Source organism: Streptomyces sp. NPDC039609 (assembly GCF_055596705.1).
The window spans coordinates 37,593-57,161 of sequence record NZ_JBVIUJ010000021.1; the positions used below are offsets into that span (position 1 = coordinate 37,593).

General features: G+C 70.7%; 19 protein-coding genes. 2 read left to right on the forward strand and 17 right to left on the reverse strand.

The window, feature by feature from the left end:
* Position 1 precedes the first annotated feature (1 nt).
* On the reverse strand, positions 2–475 hold the full coding sequence (locus ACZ561_RS38215) for a hypothetical protein (protein WP_471004449.1): 474 nt from the start codon (positions 473–475) through the stop codon (positions 2–4).
* Positions 476–797: 322 nt separating this feature from the next.
* Here ACZ561_RS38215 and ACZ561_RS38220 point away from each other — a divergent pair, with 322 nt between their 5' ends.
* Positions 798–1,859 (forward strand): C40 family peptidase, encoded by a 1,062-nt coding sequence (locus tag ACZ561_RS38220; protein ID WP_471004451.1) that lies wholly within the window; start codon positions 798–800, stop codon positions 1,857–1,859.
* 63 nt (positions 1,860–1,922) lie between these two features.
* On the opposite strand, the gene ACZ561_RS38225 is transcribed toward ACZ561_RS38220, so the two are convergent.
* The 3 genes from ACZ561_RS38225 to mobC are packed head-to-tail and all read right to left on the reverse strand — an operon-like array spanning position 1,923 to position 5,176.
* The gene (locus tag ACZ561_RS38225) at positions 1,923–3,056 is read right to left on the reverse strand and encodes a hypothetical protein (protein WP_471004453.1); all 1,134 of its coding nucleotides are present in this window, start codon (positions 3,054–3,056) and stop codon (positions 1,923–1,925) included.
* Positions 3,057–3,071: 15 nt separating this feature from the next.
* Complete coding sequence (locus tag ACZ561_RS38230; protein WP_471004455.1) at positions 3,072–4,838, reverse strand: relaxase/mobilization nuclease domain-containing protein; 1,767 nt, start codon at positions 4,836–4,838, stop codon at positions 3,072–3,074.
* Positions 4,835–5,176 (reverse strand): plasmid mobilization relaxosome protein MobC, encoded by a 342-nt coding sequence (gene mobC / locus ACZ561_RS38235; protein ID WP_471004457.1) that lies wholly within the window; start codon positions 5,174–5,176, stop codon positions 4,835–4,837. The genes ACZ561_RS38230 and mobC overlap by 4 nt, the downstream gene beginning before the upstream one ends.
* Before the next feature lie 335 nt (positions 5,177–5,511).
* Between mobC and ACZ561_RS38240 the strand changes: the two genes are divergently transcribed.
* Positions 5,512–5,898 (forward strand): hypothetical protein, encoded by a 387-nt coding sequence (locus ACZ561_RS38240; RefSeq protein WP_471004459.1) that lies wholly within the window; start codon positions 5,512–5,514, stop codon positions 5,896–5,898.
* A 66-nt stretch (positions 5,899–5,964) separates the two neighbouring features.
* Here the strand turns inward: ACZ561_RS38240 and ACZ561_RS38245 are convergent, their stop codons facing one another.
* The 13 genes from ACZ561_RS38245 to ACZ561_RS38305 all read right to left on the reverse strand — a co-directional run bounded on the left by ACZ561_RS38245 (position 5,965) and on the right by ACZ561_RS38305 (position 18,866).
* A complete protein-coding gene (locus tag ACZ561_RS38245) occupies positions 5,965–7,683 on the reverse strand; it encodes a hypothetical protein (RefSeq protein WP_471004461.1) in 1,719 nt (572 codons plus the stop codon).
* Between the two features lie 494 nt (positions 7,684–8,177).
* A complete protein-coding gene (locus ACZ561_RS38250) occupies positions 8,178–9,890 on the reverse strand; it encodes a DUF6248 family natural product biosynthesis protein (RefSeq protein ID WP_471004463.1) in 1,713 nt (570 codons plus the stop codon).
* A 177-nt stretch (positions 9,891–10,067) separates the two neighbouring features.
* Positions 10,068–10,703 carry a hypothetical protein gene (locus ACZ561_RS38255; protein WP_471004465.1) on the reverse strand — a complete coding sequence of 212 codons (636 nt, stop codon included), beginning with the start codon at positions 10,701–10,703 and terminating at the stop codon, positions 10,068–10,070.
* 260 nt (positions 10,704–10,963) lie between these two features.
* Positions 10,964–11,635, reverse strand: coding sequence for a hypothetical protein (locus ACZ561_RS38260; protein ID WP_471004467.1), 672 nt, complete (start codon positions 11,633–11,635; stop codon positions 10,964–10,966).
* A gap of 189 nt (positions 11,636–11,824) precedes the next feature.
* Positions 11,825–12,328: a hypothetical protein gene (locus ACZ561_RS38265; protein ID WP_471004469.1), complete on the reverse strand. Its 504-nt coding sequence runs from the start codon at positions 12,326–12,328 to the stop codon at positions 11,825–11,827.
* A gap of 140 nt (positions 12,329–12,468) precedes the next feature.
* On the reverse strand, positions 12,469–13,404 hold the full coding sequence (locus tag ACZ561_RS38270; RefSeq protein WP_471004471.1) for a hypothetical protein: 936 nt from the start codon (positions 13,402–13,404) through the stop codon (positions 12,469–12,471).
* Between the two features lie 78 nt (positions 13,405–13,482).
* Positions 13,483–14,052 (reverse strand): hypothetical protein, encoded by a 570-nt coding sequence (locus ACZ561_RS38275; RefSeq protein ID WP_471004473.1) that lies wholly within the window; start codon positions 14,050–14,052, stop codon positions 13,483–13,485.
* An 88-nt stretch (positions 14,053–14,140) separates the two neighbouring features.
* A complete protein-coding gene (locus ACZ561_RS38280) occupies positions 14,141–14,464 on the reverse strand; it encodes a hypothetical protein (RefSeq protein ID WP_471004475.1) in 324 nt (107 codons plus the stop codon).
* Between the two features lie 694 nt (positions 14,465–15,158).
* A complete protein-coding gene (locus tag ACZ561_RS38285) occupies positions 15,159–15,452 on the reverse strand; it encodes a hypothetical protein (protein WP_471004477.1) in 294 nt (97 codons plus the stop codon).
* Positions 15,445–15,735: a hypothetical protein gene (locus tag ACZ561_RS38290; RefSeq protein ID WP_471004479.1), complete on the reverse strand. Its 291-nt coding sequence runs from the start codon at positions 15,733–15,735 to the stop codon at positions 15,445–15,447. Before ACZ561_RS38290 ends, ACZ561_RS38285 begins: the two co-directional genes overlap by 8 nt.
* On the reverse strand, positions 15,732–16,211 hold the full coding sequence (locus ACZ561_RS38295) for a hypothetical protein (protein ID WP_471004481.1): 480 nt from the start codon (positions 16,209–16,211) through the stop codon (positions 15,732–15,734). Before ACZ561_RS38295 ends, ACZ561_RS38290 begins: the two co-directional genes overlap by 4 nt.
* Positions 16,212–16,246: 35 nt before the next feature.
* A complete protein-coding gene (locus ACZ561_RS38300) occupies positions 16,247–17,620 on the reverse strand; it encodes a replicative DNA helicase (protein WP_471004483.1) in 1,374 nt (457 codons plus the stop codon).
* A gap of 88 nt (positions 17,621–17,708) precedes the next feature.
* Entirely contained in the window at positions 17,709–18,866 is a 1,158-nt protein-coding gene (locus ACZ561_RS38305; RefSeq protein ID WP_471004485.1) for a hypothetical protein, read from the reverse strand.
* Between the last annotated feature and the right edge of the window lie 703 nt (positions 18,867–19,569).

The following is a 19,569-nucleotide window of genomic DNA, read 5'->3' on the forward strand; positions in this document are numbered from 1 at the left end:
GTCAGTTCCCTTCCATCGTGCGCCGCAGCTTCTCCGCCGCGGCCCGGACGTCCTTGTGCTCCAAGGCCTCATCAGGCCCCTTCACGGCCCGCAGAACCGGCAGGTACGGAACCCTCGCCACCCCCGCAAGCCGCCCCTCCAGGGCCCGCACCACATACCGCGCGTCCGCCACCGGCCGGGCCGGAGCATCCGCGACCAGCACCAGCCACGGCCTCGGCAACGGACCCCAGCGCAGCAGCAGCTCCTCCACACACGCCGCGCCATACACCGTCGTCTCGGCCACCAGAACCGGCTGCGCCCCGTAGGGGATGGCCTCGCCCGGCGCCAGCACACGCGCCCGCGTACCGCCGCCATCGCCGTCGAGCATTCGCGCGGCCGTCGCCACTGCAATGCCGAAACCGTGGACGGGAATCAGCGCGTATCGGAGCCCAACTCCAGCACCACCGGGCGCGGTTAACGCCACTGAATGGGTCATCACGCCGCAACTCCCCCTGTACGACTTTGTTTCAGCCACGATCTTGGGCTCGTGGGAACACAGAGGCTAGCGTGGATCACTGACACATCAGAGCCATGTTTTCGCAGTCAGTAACGTCAGGTCTCGGCTGAAAGCGATCCATTGGCCGAACGGGCGGGCCCAGGCCACAAGCCGTGCGACCAGCGTGCGCCCGGCCCGCTGCACGGCTCGACAGCAACGCAATAGGGACGCGAGCGCGAATCGCCCCGTGATCTAGTTCGTCAGATCACCGGACCGGCACAGACGCGACAGCAAAGAGAAGCAAGTACGGGGGGCCACACACGTGAAGGCATTGGGAGCTGCCGTCGCGATGCTCGGGATCGCCTTGGTGACGGTATTAAGCCTGATCGCCGTGGTGCTCATCGAGGGCGACGCAGAGGCAGACGAAGCGACCGACGGCGGCGGCGGACTCAAGGCAGTCCCCAGCGAATTCCGGCCCTGGATCCTCAGAGCCGACGAGGCCTGCGATCAGCCCGCCATGACGCCAGCCCTGCTGGCCGCCCAGCTCTACCAGGAGTCCAAATTCGAGACCAGCCGCGACAAGGCCACGAGCCCCGCCGGCGCCCAAGGACCCGCCCAGTTCATGCCCGGCACCTGGGCCACCTGGGGCCGCGACTACGACGGCAACGGCCAGACCTCCCCCTGGGACATCGGCGACGCCGTCATGGCCCAAGGCGCCCTGATGTGCTCCCTGCTCGTACAGGCCAAGAACTCGGGATACAGCGGCGACGTGCGGGCGCTCGCGCTCGCCGGATACAACGCCGGCTGGGGCAACGTCCAGCGATACCGCGGGGTGCCGCCGCCCTGGTTCGCCGACGGCGAGACCTACAACTACGTACAGCTGATCCTCGCCTCCATCCCCCGCTTCCAAGGCCCGGGCCAACTCGAGGTATCCGGCTCCGGCACAGGGCCAGACGCACTCCGCAAAGCCTCCACCCGCCTCGGCACCCCCTACTCCTGGGGCGGCGGCGGCCCCGCCGGCCCCTCCACCGGCTTCTGCGACGGCCGCAACGGCTACCTCAACGGCAAGTGCAGCGCGAGCTCCACCGTCGGCTTCGACTGCTCCTCACTCGTGCAGTACTCGTACTGGCCCGCCATAAAGCTGCCACGCGTCGCCGCCGCCCAGTACGGCGCCACCGCCCACCACCCGGTCTCCCGCGACAACCTCCAGCCGGGCGACCTTCTCTTCTGGTCGAAGGGCGGATCGAGCGTCATCTACCACATCGCCATCTACGCGGGCGACGGCAAAGTGCTGCACGCACCACGCACCGGCCGCGTCGTGGAAGTCCAGCCGCTCAATGCAGCCATGCCCATGGCGGACTACTTCGGCGCCACCCGCCCCTGACACTCAAAAACCGCGAGCCGCAGCCCCGACCGGGACTGCGGCACGCGTGCGTATTGGCCCTGACTACCGGGTCTTGCGCTTCGCTGCGGGACCCGCTTCCCGGTGTGCGGCCGCCACCGCCACCTCAGGCGACACCATCCTCGTCGCCTGCAACTTAGTAGGGTCCACAGTCGCCGACTTCGACCGGGCCGCCGTCGTGTTCACCTTCGCCCTGGCAGCCCCCAGAGGCTTGCGCAGAGCCTCGACCGCCGCCTCCGCCAGCCGCGAGCCGAGCTCGTGTCCCGGCCCCTCCTCCCACGACGTGTCCTTCAGCAGCCGGGCAAGGTGCGCCTTCACCTTTCCCTCGGTCTCCAGCTTGGCCATGTGAGCCGCCACCAACGGCCAGTGCCTCGCCGTCACCAAGAGCTCGGCCTCACGCTCGCGCCCAGGCATCGCCTCCCTCACCAGGCGTACGAACTTCTCGTTCTCCTGCGGGCCGATCGCCAACTGCTCCCGCAGTGCCCGCTCCCGGTCGGACAGGTCGAGATTGGTGGGTGCATCCAGCCCGATCGTCAGCGGACCGTACGAGCCCATCGCATCCCGGCTCGTCGTCGGCACCGAGCCCGCCGCAAGCACCTTGGCCACGGCCTGGTCGACACCGAGACCCTCGTCGTGACCGGCCACCAGGATCTTCCGGACGTCGACACCGCGCTCGTCCAGCCGCGCCATCGTCGCCGCAATGTCCGGCCACGTCGGCGAGGCCAAAATCGCCTCCCGAACCGGACCCGCCGGCAGCGTCTCGCGCAGCAGCTTCTCCCACTCCCCCGTGCCCTCCCGGGCCACCCGCTCCGCGTTCTCCGCGACCGCGTCCCGCACCGACACCGCGATCTCAACGACGCGCGGCAGCAGCCCCTCCAGGTCCACGCCCGCCTGCTTAAGCGCCATCAGCTGCTGCGCCACCAACGGCCAGTCCGCACCCGCCATCAGCGCCGCGGAAATGTCCGGCGGCATCAGATCCTTCAACGCCGTGGACGCCTCGGCGACCGCCTGCCCGACGGGCGGCAGCCCCGCCTCGGCCCCGTTCCGCTGCTTCAGCTGATGCCGCCTGACAGCATCCGCGATGGCCATGACCAGACGCACCGACATGACCGCGGTCTGCACCGCCTCGCCCGCCGCCTCGGCGAACGGCTCCCCCTCTGCCGGCGTTGGTGTCGCCATGCTGCTCTCCCCTCGTTAGCGGGCCCGCTTCGGGCCCTTTCCCTGCTCGTCGCCGGGCGGCCGACGCCTGGGCGCCGGTGCCGCCTTACGAGCCGGTGTGACGCTTCTCCCCGTACCGCCCGCACCCGTCGACGACGGGCTCTTGCCTCTGGCATCCACAGCCGAGCCGCGCTGCTTCCGCCATCCGTCCAGCCGCCATGTAAGCACTTCGGCAACCGACTCCGCTGATGACAACTCCCGACGTCGGGCCACCGTTGCGAGGACATCAGCCGGGTCTTCGCCCGCCCGCTCAACCTCGACCAGACATGCCCGGAGCAACGGCCATGCAGGGTCGGCGAGTACCACCCGGGCGTGCTCGGGAACGGCCTCCTGGACCACTCCGGCCATTGGGCGCTCGCCGGGGACGGCCGCCTTCCTCTGCCCGGTCGCGGATCGCGCGGCGGTGCGCTTCGGGCGAGGCCTGTACTCCCGGGCCGCTGCCGCGCCAGCGGTAACCTCGACCGCCTCGCGCAACAGCCGACCGGCCCGCCCGGAGGCCTCGGCCTGGGCACGATGCTCCTGCGCGTCGTGCCAGCGCCCAGACGCGTCAACCGCTTGCACCAGGGCCAACAGAAAGCCGAGTGCAGCCGCTGCATCATTGCGGCCGACGGCCGCCGCGGACCGCGCAAGCAGCTGGTTGGACTCGCGGTAGAGCTTGCGCGCCTGCCCCTCCAGTGCCCGGTCCCCGGGAGCTCGGGATGCCCGCTCGAACTCGTACGCCGCATCCTTGATCTGGCTGCGCACGAGCCGAGGTGAGACGACGGCCACGACCACGATCAGGTCGCCGAGGGCGGCCACGTCCCCGGCTCCCTGGTGGAGCCCCTCGGCGCCGAGTTGGGCGGCTGCCGCGCGTACCTTCTCCTCGGCCACCCGCCACATCTCCGCCGGCGCAACGCTGGGGGTAGCGACCGGTGAACTCCATCGCTCGCGCACTCGAGGAAGGGACAGGTCTGGGGCAAGGCGGGTGCCGGGGAACCAGACCGGTGTCTGCTCGCCATCGCGGTCGCCCGGCATCGCCACCGAGTAGCCCGTCACGTTCCCGTCGGGAGCGATCCGCTGCTTCACGCGGACACCGGACGTGCTGAGCCGGGCGAAGAAGTCAGCGTCGCTGCTAGCGGCGGCCGCGGCCTCGCGCACTGCTCGTTGCAGCGTCTCCCGTACCGGCTCACTCAGGCCTCGACGCTCCGCCTTCTCCTTCTCTCCAGTCTTCGCCCACTTCCTCGCCGTCCCGTCTCCGTGCGTCAGTTGGCGCAGTCCGAACTCGACCTCGAACCCGCGCGCCCGGGCCTGCATCTTCACGACGTCCCAGCTGATGTCCGGCTGTCGTCCGTCCTCGCGGGCCCGGGTCGCGACGATGTGAATGTGATCGTCGGCGTGGCGCACTGCAACCCATCGGCAGGCCTGAGGGTCTCCGTTCTCGGCGATGCCAGCGGCGTGCATCATCTCGGCCGCGACGCGTGCCCATTCCTCGTCCGACAAGAGTCGGTCCTCGGGTGGATTGCGCACCGCCACGTGGTACACGTGCTTGAGCGGCTTCGCCCCGCGCAGCGTGTAGACCGGGGCGTCCAGCATCAGCGCCAGATCCGAGATCGTCATGGCGGGCGAGCGAGCAGGATCGTCCACGAACGGATCCCATGCCGCGACCATGCGAGGGTCGACGTGCTCATCTCGTTTGCCCGGGCCGTAGAGGTACTTCAGCAGTCCGGCCGTGTCGTCCCCGTCCCGGGCCTTCTTCGGCATCATGCGCGCGGCCGCCGTTCCCGCATCACCTGCCGGGTGGCTTCATCCAGGCGCCGGATCGCTCGCTCCGCTGCGGCCGTCAGGGCATCGAGCTGTGCTCCGGTCACCGTGCCGCCGGCGTTCAGGACGCGTGCCACCTGGTTCACGTTGTTACCGATGCGGGCCGCCTGCTGCCGTGCCTGGATGAGCTCGGCGACGACGTCTCTGGAGTCGGCCGAGACCGGCACCACCTTCTCCGTGGCGACGTTCAGGGCGGCCGTGCCGACCCATGCGGCAACGGCCTGATTGTCGCGGTTGGCGGCCATGCGCACGATCGCCAGTTCGCCGTCGTTGTAGGACACCTTGATGCGTGTGCCGCGAGTTCCACCGGTCTCGCGGCCTCGCCGGCGCACGGGGCTCCGGTGCTCGTTGTCACCCGCTCGTGGGTCCGCCACAGCTCCCCCTCCAGCCTCCACCGGTCCGTCCTCGGACCCATGATCACCGGCCGCCACCCTAGTGGACCTTCGGCCAGGGGATCCGGTTACTGGGCCCAGTAACCAATAACTCGCTTTCGGTTTCTACCGCCCCCGGAAGGGTGCGGGCCCGGCGTGACACGAGGTCAAAGCGCGTGCTGCCTGCGCGGATTGGCAGCTGAATGCCAGCACACACGGACGGGCGAGAAGTAGCATCCCCGATCATGGCGAACACACACGAAGTTCTACGGCGTGCGGAAGAGATCCAGGCGGCTCGCACTGCGGCCATCATGCCGCTGGCCGAAGTCCTGGCGGACCGCGAAGAACTACTGAGCAAGTTGGCCGCCCTCGACGAGCCGTACGGTCAGGCGTACGCGGCAGCGGAGGCGGGAGGCTGGACCACGGATGAGCTGACTGCACTCGGCGCCGAGGAGCCGGTGAAGCGTCCGAAGGGCCGTACGCGTACCCGCCGCGCGAACCCAAAGAAGCCTGCTGGGGCGGGAGTGTCGGCGGCCCCGGCGGCGGCCGAGGCCTCCTCGCCGGCGGTGGTGCCCGCGCAGGACAGCACCGGGGCTGCCGCTTCGGTCGGAGCTGACGCCCACTCCAGCTGAGAGAGGCGAACACACGGAAGGGCCCTGCCGGTGAGGCGGGGCCCTTCTGCGTTGGTGGCCGTCCAGTCAGGCGACGCGGTCCGCGCTGGCGGGTGCTGCCTGGGTCCGCGGGGCGAACAGCTTTCGCAGGAGCTGCTTGTCGTCGGTCTCGGCGAACAGAGACATCTGCTCGCCGGGCCGGGGCCGCGACACGGAGACCGGCACGGCGGGCTTGCGGGTGTGCGCGCCGAGCCGGTAGGTCGTCGCCTGGTAGGCGGTGACCGGCTCGTACCAGTCCCGGCCCTGGACTGCGGCGGAGACGGCAGCGCCCATGAACGGGGAGACGGCGTCGGCGATCATCTGGGCGATGTTCCGCGTACCCTTCGCGCCCGCGCGGGCCGGGATGTAGGTCCACGGGTAGTCGCGGGGGAAGCCCACCAGCACGCCGAGGTCCGGCAGGGAGATCGTGGCCGTTCCCTCGCCCTGGGGGACGCTCGCCGGGCGGAACTTGATCCCGTACCACGGGGCGGTGACGCACTGCCCGACCGTGTTGACGCGGAACGATCCGCCGCCGAGCGCCTTGCCGGTGGTGGGGTTCGTCCGGCGCTTGCCGCGGGTGTCGGCCCACCAGTCCTCGGGGAGGTCCAGTGCGGTCGCGACGGTCACCTTCGGGAGGGCCGGGCGGCCCTGGTAGGGCTCGATGCGGCAGTCGAGTTCGGGCGTCCAGTCAGGCAGCTTGCCCGTCTTCTTGAGGACGTGGGCCCACATCTCGCGGGCCGACGCGTCGCCGTTCACGTGCTCGGCGTAGCGGGGCTTCTCGTACCGGGTGGCGACCATCCACGCGCGCTCGCGGCGGGTGGCCGCGCCGTAGTCGGCGGCGTCGGCGATCTGCCACGAGCACCATGCCCAGCCGAAGCCCTCGACGCTGACGATCTCGGACTGGATCGCCTCGGCGAGGGCGGGCACCTGCTTGAGGAGGTTGGCGGACTGCTCCATCGTGATGGACACCAGGGGGGCGCCGGTCTGCACCAGGCACATTGGCCAGATGAGCATCTCGGCCATGAGGGCGGTCCGCTCGTCGGAGACGACCGAGGCGGCCCACTCGCGGAACGCTGCCGGGGTCATGCAGGGGGGCAGGTGACCGCCGCCGCATTCCTCGCCCCAGCGGTGGGCGTCGGGGTGGTCTTCCATGCCGTCGATGACGTCGCCGAAGTAGTGGTGCGGGCCGCCGTAGAGGGAGCACAGGTCGTCGACCTCAAGGAAGCCGAAGGCCTCGCTGGCCTGCCACATGATCGACTGGAGCTCGGAGATTTCGTCGCGGTTCCATCCGGCGCGCTTGCCCGCGTCGCTGAGGGTCTGGCACGGCGGGCTGCCGTGGAAGCGGCGGGTGCAGCGCAGTGCGGGGTGGCGGGGGTCGAGCGTCCGGACGTCGGCCTCGACCACCCAGTGACCGGCCGCGCGGGCCGTCGCGGCGGCGTCCCGGTTCCACTCGATGAGGACCCAGTCGCCGCTGTCGTCGACCAGTCCGCGGCCGGTGGACATGCCGCCGGGTCCGCCGAAGATTTCGACGCCTCGCTCGGGCTCGCCCTCCTGCCAGTCCTTCGCCCAGTGCGGCGGGTAGGGCGCCGCGAAGGCGGTGCAGTCCTGGCAGTCCGCGCAGGCCGAACCGGCGCCGCAGATGGTGCAGTCGGCGCACGTCCAGCCGTCCCATTCGAGCGTCGCCGGCCGGAAGCCGTTCGCGTACGGACGGCCCTCCTCGTCCGTCGCTGCACCGGCGCTCTCGGCGTGTTCCCGGGTGTCCGTCATGCCCTGCCCCTTGGTGTTGAGGTTCTTCGGTGCGGCCCTGGGGCCGTGCGCCGGGCTCGGGATTCCCGCCCCTCGTTCCGACGTAACCAATACTCTCAAGTTTTGGGTTGCTGGTCAAGCCTAAAGGCGCTGGTCAAGAGGTGTTTGAGGCCTCGCCAGACCGCTGCCGACAGACGGTCTCAACCACATCGCGGCAGCTGCCGCCCCCCATCAGCCACGGCGCCAGGGCGCGGTCGCCTCACGCGCAGTCCGCGGCGACGGCGGGGGTACGGTCCGCGCCCCACTCGGCGCCGACGCACGGCCTCCGGCTGGTCACCCGGCACCCCTCCCTTCGCCGCTGGCCGTCTTTTGGACGCCCAGCGCGCCCGCAGTCGCCGTCCCAGGCGGCCACGCGTGCCATGTGACGGTAGGCGCCCCCACAGCGCGCCCGCAGCAGACGACCACGGTGGACGGCGAGGCCTGGAAGTGACCCACAAGCCTCGCCGTCGCCACGCTCAGAACAGGGCGTCCTGGTCCAGCTGCTGGGCTGCGCGCCGCCCGGGCTTACTCGCCGGCGGGGCCTCGTCGGAAGCAGTCTTCGGCTCCGCCGCAGGGGCCCGCTTCCTCTCCGGCGCGGGCCCGTCCTTCGGGCAGGAGCAGCGGCACCACCAGACACACGGCCGCTCGTCGGCGCGCACGATGAGCGGGGCGACGACCATGCCTGTGGGGCCGTACACCCAGTCGGTGTTGTCGTCCACGTCAGGGCCGCCCCTCTGCCGGTGGACGCACAGGTCGCACCGGTTCCCGAGGCAGTTCCAGCAGACTCCGCGCTCGCACATCGCCCACCGGTAGAAGCCCCAGGGGTACTTGTCCTCGATGGTGCGGAAGTGGCGGGGCCACGCGTGCTCGCGCACCCACTCCCCGTCGGCCTCGGGCATCGGCGACGCGTTGGGCACCGGGTCGACCAGGCCCATGATGAGCGCGCCCTGAAGGTTCAGCAGCGGCACGTCCCGGACGACTTCGTGCTCGTCGGGCGTCAGGGTTCGCCGGGGGCGGCGGATGGCGGTCCGGAGCGGGTCCGGGGTCGGCTCGGCACGCTTGCGGGGAGCGAACAGGCGGCGCAGGAGCTCCTGCCCGGCGGGGGCCGCCGGCGCGGCGGGAACGGGGGTGCAGGGCGCGGCCGGTGCGGGCTCGACGGGTTCCGCGGCGGGCGGGCGCGGGGTCTGGACGCCGGGGCAGTAGCCGCCCTCGTCCTCCCACTGCTCCGCGGCCTCGCGCTGCGCCTGGAGCTCCTGCTCGGCGAGCGTCACCGGCCGCCGGTAGAGGCGGAACGCGATGCTGTCGAGAGGGGGCAGTCGGTGCGCGGCGGCCTTCTTGTCGTCGCTGCGCTGGTGGCGCTTCGCGACGCGGTCGTAGCGGGCCTGGTAAGCGTCCTTGTCCGTCGCGTAGAGGCCTTCGGGGTGGAGCCGCGCGAGCTCCAGGGCGACCTGGCCCATGGGGCCGAGGGTGAGGACGCGGGTGCCGTCGTCCTGGCGGGCGCCGATGAGGAAGCGGGCGCCGTACAGCGCGCGCGTCCGCTCGCTGCTGATCTTCCGGCCGCCTTCCCACTGGCCGTGCTGCGCGGCCTGGCGGGCCTGCTTGTCACGCCAGTACAGGCGTCCGGTCTCGGCGGCCTCCAGGACGCGCACGTGCCCGGCCGTCCAGCCGAGCTCGGGAACGGCTTCCTCGGCGTAGTAGGCGTTCCTGCGCGCCTGGTCCCGGTTGCCCTCGTCCATGCCGGTCGCGGCCCGCTCTTCCGCCTCGCGCTGGGCCTCCTCGCGGCGCCGTTGGCTCTCGCGCTCGGCGTGCTCCTGCGCGGTCGGCTCCTGGTCCAGCTGGCCGCGGAGCGCGGCCGCCGTGACCTCGACTCCGGCGGCCGTCTGCGCGCGGACGGCGGCGTCGGCCGCACTGATGACGTAGCGGCGCAGGACGTACTCGGCGGTGCCTTCGGCCCCCCATCCGGCCGCCCACCCCGCGTACTTCTCCGCCTCGCAGGCCTGGGCGTGGGCCGCGTGCATGACCTCCTCCAGGCGAGGGGTACTGCCGGAGCGGCTGCTGCACACGGCCTCGGTGGCATGGTCGGCGGCGGCGACGGCGAGCTCGGCGGCGGCGCGGGCGATCCGGAGGAGCTGCTCCAGCCCCGGCAGCGCGGGAGGGTCCGGGAGGGGAGTTCCCTGGGTCTGGTTCATCGGCTTCCCTGCGGGTTGAGGGTTCTCGGTGTGGTGGGCCATGGCCCTGTGCCGGTCCGGGATTCCCGCCCCATTCCGACGTAACCAATACTCTCAAGTTTTCAGGTAGGGGTCAAGGCCAACCTGCGCAGATCAGTGCGCCTGTCGCCCCTCCCCCGGCCGCGCGGCAGGGTCGCCTCAAGCCGTCTTGCGCGCCTCGGTGACGATGCGCTTCCACGTGTGGACGGATCCGCCGTGCCGCTCGGCGAGGGCGGCAGCCACTTCGCCCGGCTTCGCCTCGGGTGCGACCTTCAGCGCGAGGGCGGCCTGCCGGACACGGGGGTCGGGGGCCTTGGCGGTGGCGCCGGACGGGCGGCCGCCGGCGGTGCCGAAGCTGGGGTTGCCGTCGGCGAAGTCCCACAACTGGCGTCGGGTTCGGTACTCGCGGGTGCGGGTGGCCAGCTGCTCGACGTGCGCGGGCTCCGGCCAGCCCGTGGGCGGCTTCTTGCCGTACTGGGTGATCCGGCTGGGGTCGACGCCGAGCACGCGGGCCTGCGCGGCCGGCGGAAGGAGTTCGTCCGGGTCGCCGCTGCGGTCGACCCTCGACGCCGGGGTCGGCCTCGACGCCGGGGCGGTGGCCTGCTGGCGCTGCCGCTCGAACCACTCGGTCCACTCCGTCAGGTCCCAGTGCATGACGCGGCCGATGACGCGGGGCTGCGGGTGGCCGTTGGTCTCGCGGTCACGCCACAGGTCGGCGATGGTGGTCCGGCTGTAGCCGCTGGACTCGATCAGGTCCTCGCGGGTCGCCCACTGGCGGCCGTCGATGCTCTGCACGGGCTGTTCTCCTGATGGTGTCGGTCGTGGATACGATGGTGTCGGTTCGGTTATGGGTTCGTTGAGGGCCCTCGGTGGCCGGACCGCACGGCCCGACGGGATTCCCACGCTTTTGCGCCCCGTCGGGCCTTTTCGCTGCCCGCGGAGATCCCTGCTCGATGATCCCCCGCAGACTTCCGGCCCCGTCGCCGGCGGGCCGGTGGGCGAAAGAGGCCGGGGCGGCTCAGCCGCCCCGGCGGGATCAGGTGGTGCAGGTCGGATCAGGCGGCGGCGCCGACGGGCCGGGTGCTGCGGTGCCACTCAGCGAGGTGCGCGGCGACCGCAGCCGTCTCCAGGACCGGGAAGGAGCGGCCCTGCACCCACTGCTCGGTCCCGTCGTTCAGCTCGACGATCCAGCAGTCGTTCTCACGGGTCGGGCGGTGGACGTTAACCTCGTCGCCATCCTCGGGGTCGCCGAGGTAGACGTTCAGGTGGGGCTGGTCCCAATCAGGGTCGTCCGTGGTGTCGCCGGAGCCGAGCGTGAGCCAGCTCAGCACGCACCCGCCGATCAGAACGTCCTCGATGTCGTGAACGGTCAGGCCGTACGGGGCGAGGGCGGCGCGGAGCTCCTGCGCGGCGGTAGCCTGCTCGACCTTCACTTCGAGCCACGGCCAGAGTCCGCCGATCAGGTACCGGCCGTCAGCGTCGGGGGCGACGCGCTCGTCCTCCATGCCGACGAAGGGCTCCCCCCAGGTGAAGAGGAGGTCCTCGCCGGTCCACTCGGCGGTGAGGCCGCATCCGGCATCACGCACGTTCAGGTCCTCCACGATCTGCTCGGCGGTGGCCCGAGTGACGCTGATCGGGCCGTAGGCCCACCAGTCGTCGGAGACGGGAAGAGCCTCGTAGGGGCCGTACTCGGTGCCTTCGACGGTGAACAGCTGCTTGATGGTCACACGTTCTCCAGGTGTTGAGGTGGTTCGGTGTGGCCCGCGAAGGGGCAGGGGCACCGGCGGGATTCCCGCCCCATCCGGCGTAACCAATACTCTCAATTTCTAGGGTGGGGGTCAACTGTGCAGCGTGCGGTGACCCGCAGTTCGGACGCTCCCGGCCCACCCTCGAAGGGCGGGCCGGGGCGGCCGGCGTCAGCCTCGGGCGAGCTGGGCGAGGGCAGCGCGCTTGTCGTGCAGGGCGAACACGGCCTCCAGGAGGGCGTGGGCGACTTCCTCGGTCGCGGCCGCGGTGAAGTGGCCGTGCAGGGTGGCGAGTGCGGAGGTGAGCCGGGCGTCCTCGTCGCCGAGGTCGCAGCCGGTACCTGCGGCGGCGGCCGGGATCGTCAGCGGGCGGGGGGCCAGAGCGTGGGTGACGTACTGGCCGAACTGCCGGGGGAAGCCGGTGCCCGGGGTCTCGGCGGCGGTGTCCTCGGCGTCGGCGAGGGCGAGCCGCGCGTCGGCCGGGATGCCGTCTGCGCCGGTCGGTGCCTCCTCGAAGAAGGACACGGCGACGATGTCGAGCAGGTCGGCGATCACGAGGAGCGCCCGGCCGTTCCAGGCGGGAGCGAACAGGGTGCGTCGGCGGGCGATCTCCGCGAGCGCGATGGCGCGGGCGGCGGCGGCGCGGGCCTGCACAGTGGGCTCGAACTCGGTCATGGTGGATCCTCCAGGGGAGTTGAGGTGCTTCGGTGTGGCCCGGGCGGCGGGATTCCCGCCCCGCCGGCCGGGCCGGTTCGTGGAGCGCGCCGGGCGGCGCGCAGACCCGGGGCGGCACGGCGGCCGCCCCGGGCGGGTCATCAGGTGTTGCTGGGCGCCGCGGCGTTGAGCGCGGCCAGGGCCGCGTCGCGGACGGCGTAGGGGTTGCGGCGCCACTGGGCGATGTAGGCGGCCACGGCGGCCGCGTCCGCGCCCGGGAAGGACCGCCCCGGGATCTCGGCCTGCGCCCCCGTAGACGGGTTGCCGGTGCCGATGACGATGGACCACTCGTCAGCGGCCCTCGCCGCCCGCTCGACGGTCACCTCGTCACCGTCGGCGGGGTCGTGCAGGCAGGCCAGGACGTACGGCTGCTCCTGCATGTGCGGGAACTCGCCGTCGCTGAGCCCGACGACCAGCCAGGTGTTGCGGTGCCCGCCGATGAAGGTGTCCTCGTCCAGGCGCGGGGTCACCCCGTGTGCGGCGAGCTCCGTGCGCAGGGCCTGCTCGGCGGTGACGGTCCGCCCGGCGGCCAGGTCGGCGACCTCGACCAGCCGCGCGGCGGCGGCCTCGGCCCCGTCGCACTCGACGGGCGCGTCGCTGCCGTAGGCACGGGCATACCAGACCCCGTCCTCCAGGTAGATCCGGCCGACCCGCTCGCCCTCGACGAGGACGGCCCACTGCCCGTGATGGGCACGGGCGTTGAGCAGGAAGCGGGCGGCCGGGAAGTCGTCCTGGTCCTGCTCCTCGTGCTCGCCGAGGTGGTCCTGGATGAACTGGCGGACGTCCTCGACGGGGACGTCCAGGTACAGGCGGCCGCCGCCCTCGTGGTGGGTCAGGAACAGCTCGTTGCTGTCCTCGCGCCACCACGCCTCGGTGTCGGGGGCGGTGAGGCCGGGCGAGAGGAAGACCTCGTCCAGGACCTCGGAGTCGGGCCGGGCGGTGACGGTGATGAAGTGGCCGTCCCCGAGGCGGATCCGGCTGTGGGCGTGCTCGGCGGTGCCGGCGGCGGCGATGCGGTTCAGGCGTGCGGCGATCACGGGTGCTCCCGGTGGTGTCGGTTGGGGCCGGGCCCGGCGTGTGCCGGGCCCGGCGGTGCTGCCGGAGAGGGGCGGGGCCTACTTCCGGTAGGCGGCGATCAGGGCGCGGACCTTGTCCTCGCCGATGCACCCCGGGTGCCGGTGGGCAGACGGCGGCTGGCCATTGCGGCCGCGCAGGTGACTCCAGTACCGGGGCCCGAACCAGTCGCACTCCGGCATCTCACAGGCCAGGAGCCACGGGTTGTCCGCGCCCGGGAACCCGCCGAGCGGCGTCCACAGGTGCTCGGAGAGACCGGCCCACGCCTTGCGGGCACCGGCCAGGTTGCGCGGCGTCTCGGGCATCCGCGGGTGCAGGAGCGGGGCGGGACCGTAGGCCCGGGCCTCCTTCTCGGCGCTGCGCTCGACGAGCCTGGTCGCCGTGATGAGACCGGCGGCGTACTGCTTGACGAGGTTGGCGGCGGCCATGTCCTCGCCCTTCTCCCCCTTCGCCGGACGGCCGAGGGTGTGCTCACCGGTGGAGTCCTGGACCATCCAGTTGCGGTGCCAGCGGAAGGCGAATCCGATGACCATGTCCTCGCCGATGATGACCGGGTAGCGGCACTCGGCGTCGGGCTCGCCGAGGCGGTAGGCCAGAGCGGTGGAACTCATGACGTTCTCCTTGCTGAGGTGCTTCGGTGATGGGGCTCGCCGCGTGGACGGGGATTCCCGCCCCCGTCCACGTGGGAGTGAAAGCTGGTCAGACGGTGTCGTCGAGGACGATCCGGGAGACGGCCCGACTGAAGTTCTCCCAGTCCGCGCCACCCTTGGCGTGCACGAGACCGGCGTACAGCAGGACCGCCTCCTCGCCCGTGAGCTCGCGCACGCCGATCTCGGCGAGCTCCGCGTCGATCACCCCTAGAACCTCGTCGGCGGCCGTGAAGGCGCCGCCCAGGCCGAGCGGGAAGATCGCTTCGCCCCGGTGGATCTGGACGGAGTAGGAGTGCAGCGCCGGGTCGAAGACGGGGCGGAGGGTGACGTCCGTGCCCTCGACGGAAATGCGCGTCAGCTGCGTGAAGTCCACGACGGGAACCTTTCATTGAGAGTGCTCGGTGTGGGCCGCGGCCCGTGCCGGTCGGAGGATTCCCGCCCCCTTTCGACGTAACCAATACTCTCAAGTTTTGAGGTGGAGGTCAAGCCGAACCGGGCAGGTCAGAGCACATTTCTTGGCGATTTCGGGAGCCGCTTCGCCACCTGCGGCCGGGCGGGTGTCCGCGACGATGCCCGCAGCGCTGGAGAGCGACGCCAGGCCCGGCCACAGCGCGGCAGCAGCCCGCCCCCCATCGGCCACGGCCGGGCGGCGCGGTCCCCTCTCGCTCGGTCATGCGCGACGGCGGGGGCACAGCCCGCGCCACCCTCGGCCGGAAAGTCCGACAATCCGGACAGAACCCGGGCACCCCTCCCCCGCCGCTGGCCGCCTTTACACAGACCCGAAGCACCCGCAGCCGCCGACGCGGCCGGCCACGGAGACTTACGAACAGTGGGCACTCCACGGCCGCGAGTTCATCCCTCGGCCGGAGATCGGACGGAGGGTGCACGAGGCGCGTCGGCCGCCCACCCGCCGGGCCCGACGCTCCTCGAGCACCCGGCGCCTGACGGGCCGCCCATGCGTCACCTCTTATGAGGTGACTTCCTTCGATCCGCCGACGCCCAGCCTGAGCACGGCAAGGGCCCGGCAAGAAGGTTCAGGTTCTCGCCGGGCCCCGGTGTTCGGTCGCTCAGTAGAGCTGGACGCGGGTGAGGACGATCTGCGGCGGGTCGGCGTGGGCGACGATGACGTACTCGGCAATGCCGAGCGATCCGTCCGACCCGAGCGGGATGCGCCGCTGCTCGGGCCACTTCGCCGACGCGCTGCTGCCCGGAACCTGCCCACGAGTCTCGTTGATCAGGACCGTGGCGGCCACGATCGCGCCGAAGACCTCGGCGGGCAGGGTCGGGTCCATGAGGAGGTCGGTGACCTCCTCGGACAGCACGCACGGCCAGCCATCGGGCTCGTCGTTCGGGTCACTCAACGGGGAGGCCCGACTCGCGGCGCAGCTCGATCAGGTCGGCGATCGTCGTCGTCGGCAGCGTGCCGTCGAGCGCGGCCGCTGTGAGCTGGTCACCGGCCGGGTCGGTGTCGAGCATCGCCTCGCACCACCAGCGACGCAGAACGCCCTCGGCCTCCTCGGGCGCTGCGGCCAGGAGCTCGCGGTAGAACTCCACCCGTCGCGGGCCGTCGAGCGCCTCGGCGATGCCGTTGGCGTTGCGGGGCACCCGCTCGGGCTCATGCTGGTGGATCGGCTGTGCGGTCATCGCGCAATGCCCCTCTCGGTCTCCTTCGAGTCTGCCCTGTCTCCCCAGCCGCCGTCGACCGGCTGCGCGGGCACCACCGCCTCCCGCTTCGCCTGCCAGTACGCGGTGGCGCCCTCGTTGACGGCGATGTCCAGGTCGGCAAGCTCGGCGGCCAGCCAGTACATCGGGCCTTTGGCCGGGTCGCCAAGGGCCGTCACGGTGAGCACCTCGTGCATGTGACTGAGGGCGTTGTTGACGCTGAACGCGCCCGGGCTGCGGGTGCAGTGCCTTGAAGCTGCCCCAGTCGAGCTGCACGAACTCGCGCCGGACGTTTCGAGCTTAACGACGTCGCCGCCGGGCGGCCCGCCTCTCGCCCGGCCTTGATGGCAACGTCCAGGATCCTGCGCATCTCGGGGTAGACCGGGTTCCAGCTCGACGATGCGCTGGGCCTCGTCCTCGTCGATGAAGCGGGTTCGCGCGCTGTCGATGCCGAGCATGGAGTTCTCCGTCCTCTCGTTCTCGGATGTCCTGGTCAGGCGGCAGCCATGCTGTCGATGCGCATGTAGTGCTTACGGACGGCGAGAGAGATGGCACGCCCGGCCGCGCCCTGTCGGTTCTTGGCGATAAGGAGCTCGATCTCCCCCGGATTGACCGGCTGGTCGTTCTCGTCTCGCTCCTCATGAAGCAGCAGGACTGCGTTGGAGTCCTGCTCGATCGCGCTGGACTCCTTGAAATCCGAGAGCAGCGGCCGGCGGCCCGTCGCGCCCCGGTTGAACTGGGCAAGCGCAACAACGGGAGTCTCGAATTCCATGGCCATGAGCTTGAGGCCCCGGCTCAGGGCGGCGACCTCTTGGGCGCGGACACTGCTCGGGGTGTCCGGGGTGAGGAGCTGGAGGTAGTCCACGAGGATGATCGCGGGCGCATTCCCCTTCGCAATCATCGTGCGCACGCGAGCGCGGAGGCGGGAAAGGGTCAGACCCGGGGTGTCGTCCACCACGAAGTTGTGGGCGTTCGCGAGGCGGCCGGAGACCTTCGCAATCTTGTCCCAGTCGCTGTCCTCGAGCTTGCGCTTCGAGAGACGGTCCATGGGGACCAAGGCCTCGGCCGCGGTGAGCCGGGCGAGGATCTCGTTGCCCCCCATCTCCATGCTCGCAACGAGCGCCGGCCGGTTGAGGCGCAGAGCGACATGCGCGGCCCAGTTGAGCATCATGAGCGTCTTGCCGCCGCCGGTGGTGGCACCGATGGTGATGAACATCGGACCGGAGACGGTGAGGACCTCGTCGAGGTCGTGCCACGGCGAGGAGATCGCGTTGGGGTCGGCCCCGGCTTCGAGCTGATCGAGGAACCCGGCCCAGCGATCGGCGACGGAGAGACTCTCCGCCTGGGGGATGCCAGTGGCGATGCTCTGGAGCGAGGCCGTGGTCGCCTCGACGGCCTGGGCGGTGGTGACTGCGCCGGAGTGGCCCATCTGCATCAGGCGCATCCCCTCCTCGATGAGGAGCCTGGACTCGGCCTTCTCCTTGACGATCCCCGCGTAGTGCGACGCCATGGCGGCGGTGGGAACGGACTGCACCAGGACGTGCAGGTAGCTCGCGCCTCCGGTCTTGCTGATCTCCTCGCGCTTGGCGAGTTCGTCGGCGAGGAGGATCGGGTCGACGATCCGGCCCTGGCCGTACAGGTCGTGAATGGCACGGAACACGGTCTCGTGGGCGGGGTTGTAGAACTCGCGGCCGGTCAGGATCTCGATGGCATCGGCGATGGCGTCCTTCGAAAGGATCATGCCGCCAAGAAGGGCCCGTTCGGCGTCGAGGTCGTGGGGAGGCACCAGGCCGGGACGGAACGTGTCGGGGACTTCGTCGTACGGGTCGTTGTCGTCCGGTGCGCCGTGGGGTGCAACGATGGTCATCAGGATCTCCTTCACGATGGTTGGGGCTCCGGAGCGGCGACCAGTTCTTGACGGGAGTGGTCGCCGCTCGCGTTTCGTGGGAACGTTGTCAGCTCGCGGCCGGCTGCGACGAGGTGCAGGGGCAACGGCTGCTGAGGTCATCGGTCCACCCGGAACCGAAGCAGTCCGGGCAGTTCGCTGCGGGGTGTCCGGCGGAGGAGTCTTCGCGCTGGACGGGAACAGCCGCCAGCCGGATGCGACGGCGCGGAAGGTCTTCGATCCGGCTCTTGAGCACCGATGCGTACCGGTGGACGGGTCCGCCCCGGGAGTGTGTCAGCTCAGCAACGAGGTCCTGGTCAAGCTGCCAGCCTTGGGCATCAACCACCTCAGCGAGCAGAGCGGCCAGGTTCCTCGCCGTACGGCGTCCGGCCGTCCACGGGTTCGGAAGCTCCTGTAGGAAGTTCTCGGCTGCTGCGACGGCCTCTGCAGTGGGCTTGTCCTGAGCGGAGCTCTCCCCCCCCACCCCCTCCTCCTGCGCCGCAGGCGCACCGTGAGCCGCATGTGACGTGAGGGGGTAGGGGGAGGAGGTTTCCACCTCCTCCGGGGGGTGTGGGGGGGGAGGCGCCGACTTCCCGGGACCAGGGAAGTGGCGTTGACCTGCGGAAACGCGGGCTCGACCACGTCCCGGAACGCCAGATCCCGGAACGCCAGATCCCTGCTTCCGGGAAGTGGTCTGACCTGCGGAAATGCTGTTCGCATCATCCACTTCCCTGGTTCCGGGAAGTGGTGAGGAAGCCGCTTCCCCAGTTCCGGGAAGTGGTGCGTCGGTCGGGGGCAGCTCGCGATGGTCAGGGTTGTCGCTGACGAACTCGAAGACCTCGTAGACAACCGGGCCCTTGCGCCCCCCGCCATCGGGGTGCGGGAGTCGACCGCGGCGGATGAACCCGGCGGCGATGATCCGGTTGAAGGACTCGTAAACGGCGTTCTTGCCGACCAGCTTGTCGTGGTCCTTCGCCGACCGGATGCCGAGGTCCTGGAGGCGCTTCCAGATGCCGGGAACGGTGATCTTCTCGTTCGCCGCGATGGCGAAGAGGACGTGCGTCAGAACCACGTAGTCAAGGGCGTGCACGAGCTGACCGCCGAACGCCATCTCTCGATAGAAGGTGACCGAGCGCGGGACGGTGCCCCGTACGAGGGTGGCGCTCACGTCGACGCCGAACTCCTCCGTGCCGTCGGTCACGTCGGCCGTCTGTCCGGAGCGGGTCATCGGGCCACCTTCACGGAGGCCCGGGTTACACCGCCGCCGGCTGTCGCGACCGACCGAGTCGGCGCAGCGACGCTGCGTGTCGTGAAATGCGATTGGAGCATCGTGCGAGGTCTCCCTTTTGAGGGGAGTCGCGCGTTCGGAGGTGATCACCCAGTGGCCGGAGACGAGAGGCCTGCTGCACATCTCTGCCGAAGTTGTCTATCCTGGGTGGTGGTAGCCGGGCCTTGTGCTTGCTGCCCGGCGTTACCGCCGACGTGCGACTCAGGATCAGTGGCTTTCTCAGGGCCTGTACAGAGTCGCGAGCATGTGAGCCGTCACCTGTTCCCGCAGGTGGCGGCTCAGCTCGTTTATGGAGCTCGTGAGGTCATGACGACCATCCTGGCGCTCAGTCCCCGGTTTCGGAAACTGAGGCTCTGCTGGCAGCGGCTGGCGCCCATGACGAGCGCGCCTTGACTGATCGAACGCAGCTGCTGACTCGCCAGCCTTGGGACCACGTTCCCTCGGAAGTACGAGTTGGGGGCGCCAGTGATCGGCGTGTCGGCGTGACCCGAAAGTGTCTCGCGGTTGGATGCGCGTAGCCTGCTGTCCAGCACAGGCACCTCCAGTTCAGGTGCTTGATCGCGGCTCGGGCTTCCACACACCGATGCTGCGACCGGCAGGCCTCCATACGGGGGCCTGCTCGCGTTCTGCGGAGACATCTTCC

Bases quoted from the DNA above. Each gene is read 5' to 3' on its own strand.
- ACZ561_RS38215 (WP_471004449.1), bottom strand. From the start codon at position 475: ATGACCCATTCAGTGGCGTTAACCGCGCCCGGTGGTGCTGGAGTTGGG.
- ACZ561_RS38225 (WP_471004453.1), bottom strand. From the start codon at position 3,056: ATGGCGACACCAACGCCGGCAGAGGGGGAGCCGTTCGCCGAGGCGGCG.
- ACZ561_RS38230 (WP_471004455.1), bottom strand. From the start codon at position 4,838: ATGATGCCGAAGAAGGCCCGGGACGGGGACGACACGGCCGGACTGCTG.
- ACZ561_RS38240 (WP_471004459.1), top strand. From the start codon at position 5,512: ATGGCGAACACACACGAAGTTCTACGGCGTGCGGAAGAGATCCAGGCG.
- ACZ561_RS38245 (WP_471004461.1), bottom strand. From the start codon at position 7,683: ATGACGGACACCCGGGAACACGCCGAGAGCGCCGGTGCAGCGACGGAC.
- ACZ561_RS38250 (WP_471004463.1), bottom strand. From the start codon at position 9,890: ATGAACCAGACCCAGGGAACTCCCCTCCCGGACCCTCCCGCGCTGCCG.
- ACZ561_RS38265 (WP_471004469.1), bottom strand. From the start codon at position 12,328: ATGACCGAGTTCGAGCCCACTGTGCAGGCCCGCGCCGCCGCCGCCCGC.
- ACZ561_RS38275 (WP_471004473.1), bottom strand. From the start codon at position 14,052: ATGAGTTCCACCGCTCTGGCCTACCGCCTCGGCGAGCCCGACGCCGAG.
- ACZ561_RS38290 (WP_471004479.1), bottom strand. From the start codon at position 15,735: ATGACCGCACAGCCGATCCACCAGCATGAGCCCGAGCGGGTGCCCCGC.
- ACZ561_RS38295 (WP_471004481.1), bottom strand. From the start codon at position 16,211: ATGCTCGGCATCGACAGCGCGCGAACCCGCTTCATCGACGAGGACGAG.
- ACZ561_RS38300 (WP_471004483.1), bottom strand. From the start codon at position 17,620: ATGACCATCGTTGCACCCCACGGCGCACCGGACGACAACGACCCGTAC.
- ACZ561_RS38305 (WP_471004485.1), bottom strand. From the start codon at position 18,866: ATGACCCGCTCCGGACAGACGGCCGACGTGACCGACGGCACGGAGGAG.